This window comes from Myxococcus sp. AB056 (assembly GCF_006547365.1).
GTDB lineage: Bacteria > Myxococcota > Myxococcia > Myxococcales > Myxococcaceae > Myxococcus > Myxococcus virescens.
In genome coordinates, this window is sequence record NZ_VHLB01000142.1 from 1 (window position 1) to 15,335 (window position 15,335).

The following is a 15,335-nucleotide window of genomic DNA, read 5'->3' on the forward strand; positions in this document are numbered from 1 at the left end:
CCCCAGGCCAAGGCCCAGGTGACCCGGCCCGGCATGTCCGGGGTGTCCCAGTTCGAGTCCCCGCCCGCCCGGCAACAGCCCGTGGCGCTGAACGCCCCCGCGGCCCTGGCGCGCGGCCCGAGCGTCGCGCCGGGCAGCTATCCCACCGCCGCGGACGTGCGGAACATCGCCGCCATGCAGGACCCGGTGGCGCGCAACCATGCGATTACCCAGGGCTATTCGGACCTGTCCAACGCCATGGGTCAGCTGCTGGGCACGGAGAACGCCAACTGGTCCACCTTCGCGACCTGGGCCTCGAAGCAAGCCGGCGTGAGCATCCGTGGCGAGGACATGCCCAAGTTCTTCACGGACGCGCTCAAGGGCGCCGACGGCGTCATGGGGCCGATGTCCAAGGTGGACGACCTGCTGCGCAAGCTGGGCCTCCCCTCGCTGCCGCTGGGCGACATCGCCTCGGCGGGCAATCAGGCGCTCCAGAACGTCAGCAAGGCCATCGCCGACGGCAACAAGCTGGTGTTCGAGGAGGTGGGCCAGGAGTTCGCCCGCTTCGTGGAGACCTTCCAGGGCGACACCCAGCATGACGCCGCCAAGGTGGAGCAGTACCTGAGCGGCTTCCCCGCGGACAAGCCGTTGCTGAAGGAGGCCTTCGGCCACTACGCCCAGGCCATGTTCGAGAAGGACCCGAACAAGAAGGCCGAGCTGATGCTCCTGGCCAACGACAAGGTGGGCCTGCACGAGCAGACGCAGCTCCAGCCCTACGTCGAGAAGGCGCTCAACTCGCCGGTGAAGGACACCTTCCGCGACATCCTCAAGCAGACCGTCGAGTCGCAAATCAATGCGCTCCCCTTCCCCGCCAACCTCGCGGGCAAGGCGGCCTTGAAGACGGGCCTGGTGGACGCGGCGCTGAACCCCGTGGTGGATGGCGTGGCGAACGTGTTCCGCCGCGTCGCCACCGAGCACATGATGAAGCTGGCCGTGCCGGGCAGCGCGCTGAAGCTGGGCAATGATTTGCCGCCGCCTCCGGGCATGGAGTCGACGCTCTTCCCGCCGCACCTGCGCTCCATCGAAAACCCCGAGCTGCGCGCGCTGCTGGGCCAGCTCGACAAGAGCCAGGACAGCCTCAAGGGCTCCGGGGCGAAGGACTGGAGCAAGCTGGACCAGCGGATGAACTACATCGTCGACCTCTTCCGCTCGCGGCAGTCGGACCCGGCGCTGTTCGACCCGCCGTTCGGTCAGCGGGGAACCTACCCGGTGGCGCCCTCGGCACCGCGCGTCTCCTAGGCGCGCGGTTTCAAGGCTCACGCCTCGTCGACGACGAACTGCTCCAGCCGGGCGATGCCCAGCTTCTTCATCCGGCTCTGGAGCGTGGACGGCTTGAGCCCCAGCAGCGCCGCGGCCCCATTGGCGCCGTAGACGCGGCCCCGCGTGAGCGTGAGCACTCGCATGATGTGCTCGCGCTGCACGGCCGCCAGCGTCAGCACGGGGGTCAGCTTTTGCCCTCCCACCGCGGGCGCCGGCTCCTCCGGCAGGGCCGTCATCCCGGCCGCGCCGCGCGTGGGAACGTCGAAGGACTCCGGCCCCAGCTCCGTCCCTCGCGTGAGGATGGTGGCCCGCTCCAGCGCATTGGCCAGCTCGCGCAGGTTGCCCGGCCACTCGTAGGCCTCCAACCGCACCAGGCCCTCTGGCGTCACCCGCATGCCCCGCCGTCCCGTCCGGTTCGCCTGTTCCTCCAGGAGGAAGGCGCACAGCTGCGGCAGGTCCTCGCGGCGCTCGCGCAGCGGCGGCAGGCGCAGGGGGAACACGCTCAACCGGTAGTAGAGGTCCTCGCGGAAGCGCTTCTGGGCAATGGCTTGCTGAAGGTCCACGTGCGTGGCCGCCAGGATGCGCACGTCCGCGCGCACCGTCTTGTCGCTGCCCACCGGCTCGAATGTCTTCTCCTGCAGCGCCCGCAGCAGCTTCGCCTGGAGGTCGAAGGGCAGCTCGCCCACTTCGTCCAGCAGCAGCGTGCCGCCATGCGCCATCTGGAAGCGCCCAGCCCGGTCCTTCGTGGCGCCGGTGAAGGCGCCCTTCACGTGGCCAAACAGCTCGCTCTCCAGCAAGCCCGCCGGAATGGCAGCGCAGTTGAGCGTGACGAAGGGCTGGTCCGAGCGGGCGCTCCAACGGTGGATGGCGCGGGCCAGCCGCTCCTTGCCCGTGCCCGTCTCACCGGTAATCAGCACCGGCGTGTCCGTCTCCGCCACCTGCCGCGCCCGCCGCGCCAGGTCTCGCATCACCGGACTCTTCGACGTCTCGAGGATGCCCTCCGAGTCTCCGCCGAGCTGCGCCTCCAGCAGCTTCGCGTGCTCGTGGTCCTGACGGTGGAGACGCTCGAAGGTGGCGCGCTGCTCGGCCGACTGGATGGCCGTGGCCAGCATCTGCCCGTACACCTCCACCAGGTCCACCACCGGCTGGGGGTACGTCTCACACTCCGCGCGGTCCAGGGAGAGCACGCCGTAGCAGCGCTCACCCGCGCACAGCGGCACCACCATGCACGAATGCCCCGGCGGCAAATCCAGCACGCCGTCGAAAGGGTCTCCATCCCCGTGGGCATGGTCCTCTTCCGTGAAGGCCTTCGCCCGCCGCGTCTCCAGGGCCTGCCGCAGCGAGGGGAACTCCGACAGCTGCAACGAGTGCTGCCGCACCTTCGCGTTGGCCAACGGCCCTCGCGCGGCCACCGACACCAGCCGGCCCTCCTTCAGGAGGAACACCGTGGCCAGGTCGAAGCGCACCACCCGCGTCAGCCAGTCGAGCCCACGGCGCAGCAAATCCCCGACGGAATCCTCCGCCGTTGCCAGCTCGAGGAGGTCCCGAGCGTCTTTCGCACCGTCGATGGCGCCTGAAAAGTCGTCCTGCATACCTACGAAATAATAGGGTTCCACCGAAATTGCAGTGAGGCCGGCACCGAGATTTCGTGCCCCACCGTCCAGGCAACCACTCCAGGCCGGAAGATCCGTCGCAACTCCCGGAACACAAAGAGATTCTTTGAACATTCGGGGAGGGGCCGCCTTGTAGGTGAACGGAGCACGCGTTCGCGGCCGCACATTCGAGCCATTGCCTGTCCGGAGTGGGTGCAACCACGCGGCACTTCTCGTATTTTCCGCCCGCTCGTGAGGACCACGGGCGGCCAGTCTTCCCCGGTTCGTCGATCCACCGAAATTGCAGTGGCGAAACGCACCGAGATTTCGTTAGACACCGGCCCAGCGGCACCGACCCAGCGGGGGCGAATTCCAAACCCCTGGAATCATTGATTCGAAGTTCTGGCACGGTGAATGCTAAGCGGTAGGACAGAACACGTTCACTGGGGTCGGCTCACCGCCGGGCCCCCATCCCAAGGAGCCGTAATGCTGACCGTTGGCGACAAGATCCCGAACTTCAAGGTGAAGGCCACCGTGTCCCTGGAGAAGGGCAAGGAGTTCCAGGACATCACGAACGAGACCTTCAAGGGCAAGTGGCTGGTCCTGTTCGCGTGGCCGAAGGACTTCACCTTCATCTGCCCCACGGAGATCGCGGAGTTCGGCAAGAAGAACAAGGACTTCACCGACCGTGACGCGCAGGTCCTCGGCCTGAGCACCGACAGCGAGTTCGTGCACCACGCGTGGCGCACGCACCACCCGGACCTGAAGAACCTGCCCTTCCCGATGCTGGCGGACATCAAGCACGAGCTGTGCAACGCGCTGGGCATCCTCCACAAGGAAGAGGGCGTGGCCCTCCGCGCGACGTTCATCGCGGACCCCGAGGGCATCATCCGCCACGTGACGGTCAACGACCTGTCCGTGGGCCGCAACGTCTCCGAGACGATCCGCACGCTGGACGCGCTCCAGACGGATGAGCTGTGCCCCTGCAACTGGACCAAGGGTGAGGAGACCCTGACCCAGAAGCTGTCGAAGGCGGGGTAATCCACCATGGCCTCGCTCGAAGTCGTCCGCTCTGAACTCGCGGACTCCCACAAGGACACCCGCCTCAACCTCCAGGGTGTCCTGGAAGGTGGCAGCCTCACCGCGGAGCAGCGTTGGGGTGTGGCCGTGGCATGCGCCTTCGCCGCTCGGAATGAGCGGCTGAAGGAGGCCATGCTCAACGAGGCGAAGAAGGCCCTCGCGAATCCCGAGCCAGTCATCGAGGACGCGCGTGCGGCGGCGTCGTTGATGGCGATGAACAATGTGTACTACCGCTTCAGGCACATGATCGGGAAGGAGTCGTACTCGACCAAGCGCGCCGGGCTGCGGATGAACCGGCTCGCGCAGGTGCTGACGAACAAGGTGGACTTCGAGCTGGTCTGCCTCGCCGTCAGCGCCATCAACGGCTGCGAGATGTGCATGCAGTCCCACGAGAAGATCGTCCTCGAGGGCGGCCTCTCCGAGGACCAGGTGCACGACGCGGTTCGCATCGCGTCAGTCATCCACGCGGCGGCGGTGGGGCTGGAGTCTTAAGCCCCTCTGTCGCGAGGCATCGCCGAAGTTTCAAGCGCCCTCCGGTGGAAACACCGGGGGGCGCTCCCTTTTTGGCCGCCGCGCATCCAACCAGCCGACACCGACAAACACACAGCCGAAAGGAAGACACCATGTACCGCAGCCCCAGCCCCCTCCCCGAGAAGGCCCGCGCCGCCATCGCTGAATCGCTCAACGAGCGGCTCGCCGACGGGCTCGACCTGCATTCGCAAATCAAGGTCGCGCACTGGAACATCAAGGGTCCGCAGTTCGCCTCGCTCCACCCGCTGTTCGAAACGTTCGCGGTGAGCCTGGCCACGCACAACGACTCCATCGCCGAGCGCGCGGTGACGCTGGGTGGCAAGGCCTACGGCACCAGCCGCCACGTGGGCAAGACGAGCCGCCTGCCGGAGTATCCGCAGGAGACGACGCGCGACATGGAGCACGTGAAGCTGCTGGCCGAGCGCATCGAAATCTACCTGGACGGCCTGCGGAAGAGCCGCGCCCTCTTCGTGGAGAACGGGGACTCGGACTCCGAGGGCCTCACCACGGACATCATCACCGAGTTCGAGAAGCACGCGTGGTTCCTGCGCGCTTCGCTCGAAGGCTGAGCCGCCTGACCCGGACGGGCCCGCCGGGGCTGTGCACCCCGCTGCACGCACATCCCGGGCCCTGTTCCGGCCGAGCCTCGTGTTCTCGCGAGGTTGCACCGGGCATGACGGTTGCTCTCCACAGGGGCATGACCCGCCGCGAAGCCGCGGTGTCGTGCACCCCTGGAGAAGCGCCCATGCGACGCATCACCTGTCTTGCCCTCACCGTCCTCGTCACCGCCTGTGGCGGCGAAGCCCCCACGCAGGAAGAAGTGGACGCGGCCCGTCAGCGCGTGGAGCGCGTGGTGGCTGCCTCGCATCAGGTGCGCGGCGCGCTGGAAGCCCTGGGCGTGCTGCCGGTGTACACCTGCGGTGAGCCCCGTCGCACCTTCCTCAGCACCGCCGCGCATGACGTGCGCACGCGGTGGGCCTGCGCCAGCGCCGCGGTGGAGCCCCATGACAGCGTGACGGACCGCGTGGTGCTCACCTTCGATGAAGGCGGCTGTGACGTGCACGGCCTGCGCTTCACCGGTCAGGCCGCGTTCCTCTACCGCGGCGGCGAGGACCTCATGGAAGTGGAAGCGGACCTGCGCGGACTGACAGTGGACGGACACCCGCTCCAGGCGGAGGTGGGCTACGGCACGTGCGGCGACGAGACGCGCCTCTGGGCGGATGTGGAGGGCGGCGTCCCTGGACGGCAGGGCCACACGTTCCGCGTCGATGGTCGCGTGGGCATGCGAGCAGGCATGCCCGTGTTTGGTGGCACGTCGCTGGTGCTGGATGGTCCAGGCGAGCTGACGGGCCCCGATGGCACCGACCGCCTCACCCTGACGGGGCTGCACTACGAGGTGGGTGAATACCTGCCGAAGGAAGGCACCGCGGTGCTGGAGACGGCGGACGGGCGGCGCGTGGAAGCCCGCTTCCAGCCCGTCCTGTGGCGCCTGGGCAAGGCCGAGGTGACGGTGGACGACCTGGAGCCGGTGACGGTGCCCATCGTCCGCTGAGCGGGCGCGCGGCGGCAGCGCGCACCGCGCGGACTTCCGCTAGGGTGTGACGCCGTGAGCGACGACGTCCCCCTTCCGGCATTCCGCGCCGTGCCCCGCACCGGCGTCATCTTCGTCACCGCCGAGGCCACCCGCCGCGGCTACCGCTCCAGCGACCCGGAGTGGTGCAACCTGGGCCAGGGCCAGCCGGAGACGGGAGACCTCCCCGGCGCGCCGCCCCGGCTGAACCAGGTCACCATCAACGTGGCGGACATGGAGTACGCCCCCGTCGCCGGACTCTGGGAGGTGCGCGAGGCCATCGCCAGCCTCTACAACCGCATCTACCGCCGGGGCATGCCCAGCCAGTACAGCGCGGAGAACGTGTGCCTGTCTGGCGGTGGCCGCGCGGCACTCACCCGCGCCGCGGCCAGCCTGGGCGCCGTCAACCTGGGCCACTTCCTGCCGGACTACACGGCCTACGAGGAGTTGCTGGACGTCTTCAAGGCGTTCACCGCCATCCCCATCCTCCTGGAGGGTGAGCGCGGCTATGCCTTCACCGCCGAGGACTTGCGGCGCGAGGTGCAGGGCCGGGGCCTGTCCGCCCTGCTCTTCTCCAACCCCTGCAACCCCACCGGCAAGCTGGTGCACGGCGAGGAGATGGCGCGCTGGGTGAGCGTGGCCCGCGAGCATGAATGCGCGCTGCTGGTCGACGAGTTCTATTCTCACTACATCTGGACGGGCCGCCCCGGACACCTGCCGGTGGAGAGCGCCGCCCGCTACGTGGAGGACGTGAACAAGGACCCGGTGGTCTTGTTCGACGGCTTCACCAAGAACTGGCGCTACCCGGGTTGGCGCATGACGTGGACGGTGGGACCGCGCCAGGTCATCGAGGCTGTCGCCAGCGCGGGCAGCTTCCTGGATGGCGGTGGGAGCCGGCCGCTCCAGCGCGCGGCGATTCAGCTCCTCCAGGAGGAACCCGTGGTGGCGGAGACGATGGCCATCCACAACACCTTCCGGGAGAAGCGGGACCGCTTCCACTCCCGGCTGGAGCGCATCGGCATCCGCACGGACCGCGCGCCGGACGGCACCTTCTACGTCTGGGGCAACGTGTCCGGACTGCCGCCGCCGCTCAACGACGGCATGGGCTTCTTCCGCGCCGCGCTGGACCAGAAAATCATCGTCGTGCCGGGCGAGTTCTTCGACGTGAATCCCGGCAAGCGTCGCGCGCGCCCCTCGCGCTTCCGCGGCTACGTTCGCCTGTCCTTCGGCCCGTCCATGGAGACGCTGGAGAAGGCCCTGTCGCGGCTGGAGGCCATGGTGCTCCACTACTCGCGCACGCCGGGTCAGCCGCCTCCGGCGCCCTGACGTGAAAAGGCCCGGCCCCTCCATGTGAGGTGGCCGGGCCCGGGCGCCTCCAGCCGGGCTCAGCGGGGCGTGCCGCCCGTGCCGCGCTCGGGGACGACCCAGAGGTAGAGCGTCCGTCCCTCGCTCTGCACCGTCTTGGTCGGCGCCCAGTCCCCCATGTCGAAGCTGTGCGACACGATGCGCGTGCCTGGCTTCAGCTCCGAGAGCAGCTTGGATTTGAGCCGCTCGTTGACGGAGGGCAGCAGATAGAGCGTCACCACCGACGCGTCGCGGATGTCCGCGTCGAAGAGGTCCCCCTGGCGGAACTCCACCTTGTTCTTCACGCCCGCCTGGCTCGCGTTCTGGTTGGCCTCGGCGATGCGCTCCGGGTTGATGTCCACGCCCACGGCGTGCTTCGCCCCGTGCTTCTGGACAGCGGAGATGACGATGCGGCCGTCACCGCTGCCCAGGTCATAGACAGTGTCCCCGGGCTTCACGCCAGCCAATGCCAGCATCCCGTCCACGGCACCTTGCGGCGTGGGGACGAAGGGAACCTCGGGCGCCTGAATCGAACTGCCCGCGGATCCGCGGACCTGCACCGTCACCTTCTGCTGTGCCGTCGAAACGCTCGCGGCGTTCGAGGCCATCGCCGCCGAGAACGTGAAAACCACCATCATTCGCTTCATGTCGCCTCCTTCGTTCGTTGCAGTCTGGGAGAGGAAGTGGCCTTGGAGGAGGTCCCCTGCGAGCCCCTCCGGGTGCGCACCGCTTCCACGGCGAGCAGCACGCCACCCGTGCCCAGCACGGCCAGCCCCGCGAGCGCGCCCAGCCCGGTGAAGGCCAGACTGGAATAGAGGACGTAGGCGCAGATGCCGATGAAGAGCAGCGGCGTGAGCGGATACAGCGGCACGCGGAACGGCCGCGGCGCATCCGGCTCACGCACGCGCAGCACCATCAGCGACACGCCCGTCAGCAGGAAGAAGAGCCAGAAGACGGGCGCGGTGTACTCCACCATCGTCTCGAAGCCCTGACGCGTCAGCGTCCCCAGCCCCACCAGCGCCAGGGAGATGGCCCCCTGCACCAGCAGCGCGCGGGACGGACCATTGGACTTCGCGTGCCACTGCCCCAGCCCGTTGAACAGCACGCTGTCCCGCCCGAAGGCATAGTGGGTCCGAGCCCCCGTCAGCACCGTGGCGTTGGCGGATGTCAGCGCGGAGATGGCGATGATGACGCTCAGCACCAGCGCGCCCCCGCTGCCCACCGCGCGCTGCATCAGGTCCGCGGCCACCGCCTCCGAACGCGCCATGCCTTCGAGGCCCAGGCCGCGCAGGTAGGCCACGTTGACCAGCAGGTACAGCGCCGTCACCAGCCCGATGCTCGCCAGCAGCGACCAGGCGATGGTGCGCCGCGAGCCCCGCACCTCCGAGGACAGGTACGCCACCTCGTTCCAGCCGCCGTACGTCAGCAGCACGAACACCATGGCCAGGCCCCAGGCGGTCCCCGACGACGCGGCTGGTGCCGGCGCCGCCTCCGCGGGCACCAGCGCGGGCGTGAACAGCAGCCCCACGATGACGACAGCCCCCACGCCCAGAACCTCCAGGGCCGTGAGCAGGTTCTGCGTACGGGTCCCCTGCCGAAGTCCGGCGATGTTCACCGCCGTCAGCCCCACCACCAGCATGGCCGCATAGACGGGCGACGAATACGGGCCCAGGGGGAAGAGCTGCGTGGCGTAGTCCCCGAAGACGAAGGCCAGCAGTGCGATGGAGCCGGTGGGGATGACGGTCAGCCGCGCCCACGCGAAGAGGAAGGCGGGCCCCTTGCCCAGCGCGCGGTACAGGTAGTGGTAGTCCCCGCCCGGGTGGGGCCAGGCGCTGGCCAGCTCCGCGTAGCACAGCGCGCCCACCAGCGACGCGACACCGCCCAGCAGCCACGTGAGCAGCATGGCCTCACCGCTGGCGGACTGCGCGGCCACCAGCGAGGGCGCCTTGAAGATGCCTGCCCCCAGGACGATGCCCACTGTCAGGGCCATCACATCCAGCACGCGCAACGACGGCGACGGCGCGGACTCACCACGCTTCACGACTTCGACTCCTGCTTGCTGCTCCTGCATGGTGACGTGCTCCACGCGCCTCGGCAGCCTCCGCCGTCCGGCGCAAGATGAGGCCGGGCCCCGGCCATGGGGAGGATGAGCGTAGGGACCGTCCCCTCCCCGTCCATGAGACGGAGGGCCCCTCTGCATTGCCGTGGACAGGGCCCCACATCCGGACCGGCGAGCGGACACTTCCTCGTTCCCGGCACGGTGGCTCTATGCTGGGCGTCAATGAGACTTCCGTCGTCCCGGCTCGCCCTGCTGTGCATGCTCTACTTCGTGCAGGGCCTGCCCTTCGGATTCCAGGCCACCGCCCTGCCGGTGTACCTGCGCTCGCAGGGCGTCTCGCTGACCACCATTGGACTGCTCGGCGCGCTGTGGTTGCCCTGGGCCCTCAAGGCGCTCTGGGCGCCCCTGGTGGACCGGTATGGCTCGACGCGCTTCGGCCGGCGCAAGTCGTGGATTCTGCCGATGCAGGCGGGGCTCGCGGCGAGCTGCGCCGCGGCGGCGGTCGCGGCTTCGCGGGACGCGCTCCCCGCCCTGCTGGCGCTCGTCTTCCTGATGAACCTGTTCGCCGCCACGCAGGACATCGCGGTGGATGGCTTCGCCGTGGACACCCTGCGCCCCAGTGAGCTGGGCCTGGGCAACACCGCGCAGGTGGTGGGCTACAAGCTGGGAATGCTGACGGGCGGCGGGCTGCTGGTGTGGGCCAGCGCGCGCATCGGCTGGTCCGGCCTCTTCGTCGCCATGGCGCTGCTGTGTCTGGCCGTCTTCACGGTGATGCTCTTCGCCCGGGAGTCTCCCCCCGAGGCGCACGCCACGCCGTCCGCGGCCACCGCCCGGCAGGAGCCAGATTGGCGCGAGCTGTTCCAGCGGCTCAAGAAGGCGCTCCTGCTGCCGGGCGCGGGCTGGCTGCTGCTCTTCATCACCACGTACAAGCTGGGCGAGAGCATGTCCGACGTGCTCTTCAAGCCGTTCCTCGTCGATGCGGGCTTCACCCCCGCGCAGATTGGCCTGTGGGTGGGCACGTGGGGCACGGGCGCGTCCATTGTCGGCTCACTCGCCGGAGGACTGCTGGCCTCGCGCATGCCGCTGCTGGGCGCCGTGGGGCTCACCGCGTCGCTGCGGGTGATTCCCCTGGTGGGGCGGTGGCTGCTGGCCACCGGAGGCGTCACCGACGCGGGCGTCATCGGAATCACCATGGCCGAGGAGCTCTTCGGCGGCGCGCTCACCACGGTGATGTTCGCCTTCATGATGTCGCGCGTGGACCGGCGCATCGGCGCCACGCACTACACGCTGCTCGCCAGCCTGGAGGTCTGGGGCAAGGCGCCCGCGGGCCCGCTCGCGGGCTGGCTCGCGGACGCGAAGCACGGGCTCGGCCTGGGCTACGCGCCCGTCTTCCTACTGGGCATCGTCCTGTCCGTGGCCTTCCTGGTGCTGCTGGTGCCCATGCGGCGCCAGAAGCACGCCCCCAGCACCACGCTCAACACCGCCTGAGGCCACAGCCCAGGAACGCCGTCAGCCCTCCACGGGTGGCGCGTCGGGGAGCTCCGCGGAGCGCCACATGTACCAGCTGGCCACCGAGCGCCAGGGCCGCCAGCGTTCGCCGTAAGCGAGCAGCGCCTTGGGCTTGGGCATCTCCGGCAGGCCATAGGCCTTCATGAAGCCCTTGCGCACGCCGTAGTCGTCCACGGGCAGCACGTCGGGCCGCTCGAGCTGGAACATGAGCAGCATCTCCACCGTCCACTGGCCAATGCCACGCACCTGGGTGAAGTGCTCGATGAGCTCGGCGTCCTCCATGCGCCGAACCTTGGCCAGCGGCGGCACGGTGCCGTCCAGCGTCTTGCGCGCCAGGTCCTGGAGCGCGGCCAGCTTGTTGGCGGACAGGCCCGCTTCGCGCAGCGACGTGTCCGGCACGGCCAGCAGCGCTTCCGGCGTGAACTTGCGTCCCGAGCCCACGCGCTCGCACACGCGCCCGAAGATGGTGGCGGCCGCCTTGCCGTGGAGCTGCTGGTAGACGATGGACTCCGCCAGCGCGCCGAACGGGCTGTGCAGCGGGCGCACCTGGAGCCGGAAGGGACCAACCTGCTTCATCAACGCGCCCAGCGTCGGGTCCGCGCGCGACAGGGTACGGCGGACCGAGGGCGTGTAGTAGCTGGGGTATCGAATGACGTCGGGAGGAGGACGCGGCATGGGCGGCGACCATGATGCCGCCGCCCAGCCCCCTTCACGCAACCCGATTCTTGCCGAGCGCCGCTGCCTGGAGCGGTGAGCATGCACGATGATGTCTCGGCTTCGTTACGGGGTCCCACCAGGCAACGCTGGCGGCGCTCGTCCGAGGTGTGGCTCGAGCCCGCGCGCGGACGCCCGTTGCGAGTCGCGACGAGCCCCGCGCCCGGTCTCACCCCGCGGGCGGTGGGCCCACGCAACTGCCGGTGACCTTGTTCCCCCAGCCGGAGGTGCTCGCCTGGCGTGCACGCCTCACGTGGCTCGAGTGAACAGATGCCTGTGGCTCACCTGATAGGCCCGCGTGCGGATGAGCTCGCGGAGGGAGCGCGGCGCGGCCATCCAGCGAAGGACCGAGACTGGAGACGTCTTGTCCGTCGAGATGAGGGCGACGCTGCCGATGCCAAGGAGCCGGTCCAGCAGGCTCTGCGAAACCTGGGTATCACCGACACTCCGGAGGTCAATCTCCCCCACGGTTTTGGAGAGGGTTCCGGTCTCGATGATGAGGCGCTGGTTCGTCAGCTTGTAGTGTGTGTTCCTCAGCATGAGGAGTGCGCCGAGGAAGCGGAGCAGCTCGTAGGCAATCAACGCACCGACAATCCACCCGCCCACCCTCGCCGTCTGCTCCGCCGCCTCGTTGCTCGGAAGGAGCGGGCCGAGGCGGCCCACGCCTGCACGCAGAATGACGGGAAGCACCAGCGCCACGAAGCCGAGCGCGAGGAGGCGACTGAGAAGGACCCGCCAGGAGGGCGAGCCCTCCCACAGCGTCTCTTCAGGGCCCAGAGCCTCGCCAGGAAGCACCGTCCGTAGCGGCGCGGGGGCTCCGTCCATTGGACGCCCGCAGTGAGGGCATCTCGGTGCGGAGGTCGAGACTTCACGCTGGCAGTCAGGACATGTGACCAGGGGCATGGAGGAAAACTATGGGACCTGAACCTGGTCAACACGGCGGCTGCCCGTCCGCGGAGCACGTCCTCTCTCCGGAGGCACGACTGGCCGGGCGTCGGCTCTGCCCCGCCTTCACATGGGACGTGAACCCACCCTGACTTTACCGAGCGCTTCGGCCTCCCCCTTCTACCGAAGCGCTCCCGAGGCACCTCACGCCAGGGCGTCCCGCTCCTCAGGGCCCAGCAAATGCCCTCCACCACCCGCTCTAGATAGGCGCAGCGTGCTCCGTTTCCGAGGGCACCTGGGTGCGCGGCTCGCCTTCCATCAGCTCCTCGAATTCCTGCTGCATCTGGACGCCCAGGTCCACGAGCTGCTCCTTGGACAGGAGCTTGCGGACCTTCTTGAACAGCTCGCCCTCTTCCTCTTCGACGTGGTGCTCAATCTGCTCCTGGAGCACCTGCATCTTCGCGTCGAACTCCTCGTCCGACGGCTCCAGGTCCAACAGGTCGGCGATGAGGCGCTTGGCAGACAAGTGTTCCTCGGCGGCCTCGCGCAGCAGCTCCTCCGTGTCCTGCGCCTTGGCCGCGGGATAGAAGTACTGCTCCTCGATGGAGGCGTGCGCGCTCAAGCGGTCGGAAATCATCTCGAAGAGTTCCTGGCGTTTCGCCTCCGCCCCTTCCGAGAGCTTCTCGTACTTCTTGAACAGCTTCTTCACCTCGTCGTGCTGCTGCGTCAACAGTTCGATAGCGTCCATGCTCGCCCTCTCCCTTCTGGGTGATGTGTGTCGTGTTGAGGTGTGAAGACGGGTGGCTCAGGTCGGCAGCTTCTTCGCCGGCAGGTCCTTCATGGCGGGGCCGTTGAGCACCTTCCCGGTGGGACTGAAGCGCCCCCCGTGACAGGGGCAGTCCCAGGAGCGCTCCGCGCCGTTCCAGTGCACGTGGCAGCCCAGGTGCGTACACACCGGGGACACCGCGTGCGTGGTGCCGTCCTCCGCGCGGTACACTGCGACCTTCTGTCCCGCCACCTCCAGGACCTTGCCCTCGCCGGGTGCCACGTCCGCCAGCCGATGCCCATCCGGCCGGGACAGGCGATCCGCGACGAAGTGGAAGGCGGCCTCCGCGTTCTCCTGGATGAAGTCCTTCGCGCCCGCCTGGGGCTTCACCCGCGTCGCCGAGTAGAGCGCGGCGAAGGGGTTCTGTCTGTCGAGGATGGCGTCGGAGAGCATCATCCCCGCCAGCGTGCCGAACGTCATGCCCGTGCCGGAGAAGCCTGTGGCCACGTACACGTGGCGGCTGGCCGTGTTGCGGCCGATGTACGCCAGCCCGTCCGCGGGCTCGATGATCTGGCCGGACCAGCGGTGGGTGATGTCCGTCACCGGGAAGCGCCGCAGCGCGTAGGCCTCCAGCGCGGCGTAGCGCCGGGCGGTGTCCTCTTCGGTGCCGACCTTGTGGTCCTCGCCGCCCACGATGACATAGGTGCGCCCATTCACCTGCTGCGTGCGGATGTAGTGATAGGGCTCCTGGCTGTCGTAGTACTGGCCCGGCTCCAGCGGCCCGTTGAGCGGCCCCGCCACCGCGTAGGTGCGGTAGGGGTAGAGCTTGGTGTGCATGGCCACGCGGTTGAGCGGCGTGGTCGTGGCCTCCACCACGGCCGCGGCGGTGACGGTGCCCCGGTCGGTGACGACGCGGCAGGGCGAGCCGTCGTGGACCTCCGTCACCCGCGTGTTCTCGAAGATGTGGCTACCGTCGCCGGGAATCCGGTCCGCCAGCGCCAGCAGGTACTTGCGAGGATGGAAGAGCGCCTGGTCCTCCACCCGCAAGGCGCCCTTCACGGGATACGGCAAGGGCACGTCCTGGGTGAAGGTGGCCAGCAAACCGGCCTCGCGCGCGGCGGTGACTTCGTGGTGCAGGTCAGCCAGCTCGCGCTCCGTCTCCGCGTAGCGGTACATGGGCACGCGCTGGAAGTCACAGTCGATGCCGAGCTCGTCGACCAGCGCGGCGATCTGCTCGATGGCCGCGCGGCTGGAGGACGCCGCGAGCTGAGCCCCCTTCTCACCGAAGTCGCGCCGCAGCGTGGCGTAGGGCGTGTCGAGCATCTCGGTGAGGTGCGCGGTCGTCTGGCCTGTCTGCCCCGACAGGATGCGGTGCATGTCCAGCACCGCCACGCGCTTGCCAGCGCGCTTCAGGAGCCACGCCGTGGTCAGCCCCGCCATCCCCCCACCGATGATGGCCACGTCCACCGTCACGTCACCCGGCAGCGCCGGGAAGTCGCGCGGGGGGGCTGTCACCGTCCAAAGCGACCTGTGCGCCCGCTGCTCGTCGTCCATGGCCCAAGGCTAGGAACGGCGCCTCGGAGCGATAAGCCACGGGAGCGGACCGCACGGCTGGCTGCCTACCCAGCTCCAAAGCGCTGAAGATGTACACGAGCGAACACTGCCGGTCCTCTCGTGTTCGCAAATCACGGTGCGGGCAAGCCTGCTCTGGGGTGGCTCGCCGACGCGCGTTACAAAAACCCGTCCCAGGAGCCGAGGAGCTTCGACGATGCCCGTGGAAAGATTGGCTGGAAGCGCCAGCCTCGTCGACGTCTTGGACCGGGTGCTGGACCGGGGTCTGCGCTGGGACGCGAACGTCCACGGGCAGGCGCTCCAGGACTGGCCACCCGCATCCACACGCCCCATCGTGGTGAAGTTCGTGGAGGTGCGAACGCCCACCCCTCACTCCCGTGGAGCCTGACGCAGTGGTCCCCCCCGCCGCACTGC

At 68.8% G+C, this 15,335-nt stretch carries 15 protein-coding genes; 8 read left to right on the forward strand and 7 right to left on the reverse strand.

The window, feature by feature from the left end; all coding sequences use genetic code 11:
- Nucleotides 1-1,278: hypothetical protein (locus FMP39_RS35125; protein WP_228558601.1), on the forward strand; the 1,278-nt coding region annotated here is incomplete at its 5' end.
- A 17-nt stretch (nucleotides 1,279-1,295) separates the two neighbouring features.
- Here the strand turns inward: FMP39_RS35125 and FMP39_RS35130 are convergent.
- Nucleotides 1,296-2,891 carry a sigma 54-interacting transcriptional regulator gene (locus FMP39_RS35130; protein WP_141594346.1) on the reverse strand — a complete coding sequence of 532 codons (1,596 nt, stop codon included), beginning with the start codon at nucleotides 2,889-2,891 and terminating at the stop codon, nucleotides 1,296-1,298.
- A gap of 486 nt (nucleotides 2,892-3,377) precedes the next feature.
- Between FMP39_RS35130 and FMP39_RS35135 the strand changes: the two genes are divergently transcribed.
- The 5 genes from FMP39_RS35135 to FMP39_RS35155 all read left to right on the forward strand — a co-directional run bounded on the left by FMP39_RS35135 (nucleotide 3,378) and on the right by FMP39_RS35155 (nucleotide 7,398).
- Complete coding sequence (locus FMP39_RS35135) at nucleotides 3,378-3,932, forward strand: peroxiredoxin (RefSeq protein WP_011551675.1); 555 nt, start codon at nucleotides 3,378-3,380, stop codon at nucleotides 3,930-3,932.
- 6 nt (nucleotides 3,933-3,938) lie between these two features.
- Nucleotides 3,939-4,463 (forward strand): carboxymuconolactone decarboxylase family protein, encoded by a 525-nt coding sequence (locus FMP39_RS35140; RefSeq protein WP_090484280.1) that lies wholly within the window; start codon nucleotides 3,939-3,941, stop codon nucleotides 4,461-4,463.
- Between the two features lie 131 nt (nucleotides 4,464-4,594).
- A complete protein-coding gene (gene dps / locus FMP39_RS35145; RefSeq protein ID WP_090484282.1) occupies nucleotides 4,595-5,071 on the forward strand; it encodes a DNA starvation/stationary phase protection protein Dps in 477 nt (158 codons plus the stop codon).
- Nucleotides 5,072-5,247: 176 nt separating this feature from the next.
- Nucleotides 5,248-6,054: a hypothetical protein gene (locus tag FMP39_RS35150; protein ID WP_228558602.1), complete on the forward strand. Its 807-nt coding sequence runs from the start codon at nucleotides 5,248-5,250 to the stop codon at nucleotides 6,052-6,054.
- A 54-nt stretch (nucleotides 6,055-6,108) separates the two neighbouring features.
- Entirely contained in the window at nucleotides 6,109-7,398 is a 1,290-nt protein-coding gene (locus FMP39_RS35155; RefSeq protein ID WP_141594349.1) for a pyridoxal phosphate-dependent aminotransferase, read from the forward strand.
- 59 nt (nucleotides 7,399-7,457) lie between these two features.
- Here the strand turns inward: FMP39_RS35155 and FMP39_RS35160 are convergent, their stop codons facing one another.
- Nucleotides 7,458-8,063, reverse strand: coding sequence for a cyclopropane-fatty-acyl-phospholipid synthase family protein (locus FMP39_RS35160; RefSeq protein WP_141594350.1), 606 nt, complete (start codon nucleotides 8,061-8,063; stop codon nucleotides 7,458-7,460).
- Nucleotides 8,060-9,457 (reverse strand): APC family permease, encoded by a 1,398-nt coding sequence (locus FMP39_RS35165; protein ID WP_228558603.1) that lies wholly within the window; start codon nucleotides 9,455-9,457, stop codon nucleotides 8,060-8,062. Before FMP39_RS35165 ends, FMP39_RS35160 begins: the two co-directional genes overlap by 4 nt.
- Nucleotides 9,458-9,697: 240 nt before the next feature.
- Between FMP39_RS35165 and FMP39_RS35170 the strand changes: the two genes are divergently transcribed.
- Complete coding sequence (locus FMP39_RS35170) at nucleotides 9,698-10,963, forward strand: MFS transporter (RefSeq protein ID WP_141594352.1); 1,266 nt, start codon at nucleotides 9,698-9,700, stop codon at nucleotides 10,961-10,963.
- A 21-nt stretch (nucleotides 10,964-10,984) separates the two neighbouring features.
- Here the strand turns inward: FMP39_RS35170 and FMP39_RS35175 are convergent, their stop codons facing one another.
- From FMP39_RS35175 to FMP39_RS35195, 4 genes are all read right to left on the reverse strand, one after another.
- A complete protein-coding gene (locus FMP39_RS35175) occupies nucleotides 10,985-11,659 on the reverse strand; it encodes a DNA-3-methyladenine glycosylase (RefSeq protein WP_141594353.1) in 675 nt (224 codons plus the stop codon).
- A 288-nt stretch (nucleotides 11,660-11,947) separates the two neighbouring features.
- Complete coding sequence (locus tag FMP39_RS35180) at nucleotides 11,948-12,523, reverse strand: PH domain-containing protein (RefSeq protein ID WP_194858696.1); 576 nt, start codon at nucleotides 12,521-12,523, stop codon at nucleotides 11,948-11,950.
- Nucleotides 12,524-12,842: 319 nt separating this feature from the next.
- Nucleotides 12,843-13,331: a hemerythrin domain-containing protein gene (locus FMP39_RS35190; RefSeq protein WP_141594355.1), complete on the reverse strand. Its 489-nt coding sequence runs from the start codon at nucleotides 13,329-13,331 to the stop codon at nucleotides 12,843-12,845.
- A gap of 57 nt (nucleotides 13,332-13,388) precedes the next feature.
- Nucleotides 13,389-14,903 carry an FAD-dependent oxidoreductase gene (locus tag FMP39_RS35195; RefSeq protein ID WP_141594356.1) on the reverse strand — a complete coding sequence of 505 codons (1,515 nt, stop codon included), beginning with the start codon at nucleotides 14,901-14,903 and terminating at the stop codon, nucleotides 13,389-13,391.
- Between the two features lie 214 nt (nucleotides 14,904-15,117).
- On the opposite strand from FMP39_RS35195, the gene FMP39_RS35200 reads away from it, so the two are divergent.
- Nucleotides 15,118-15,309: a hypothetical protein gene (locus FMP39_RS35200; protein ID WP_141594357.1), complete on the forward strand. Its 192-nt coding sequence runs from the start codon at nucleotides 15,118-15,120 to the stop codon at nucleotides 15,307-15,309.
- Nucleotides 15,310-15,335: the final 26 nt, after the last annotated feature.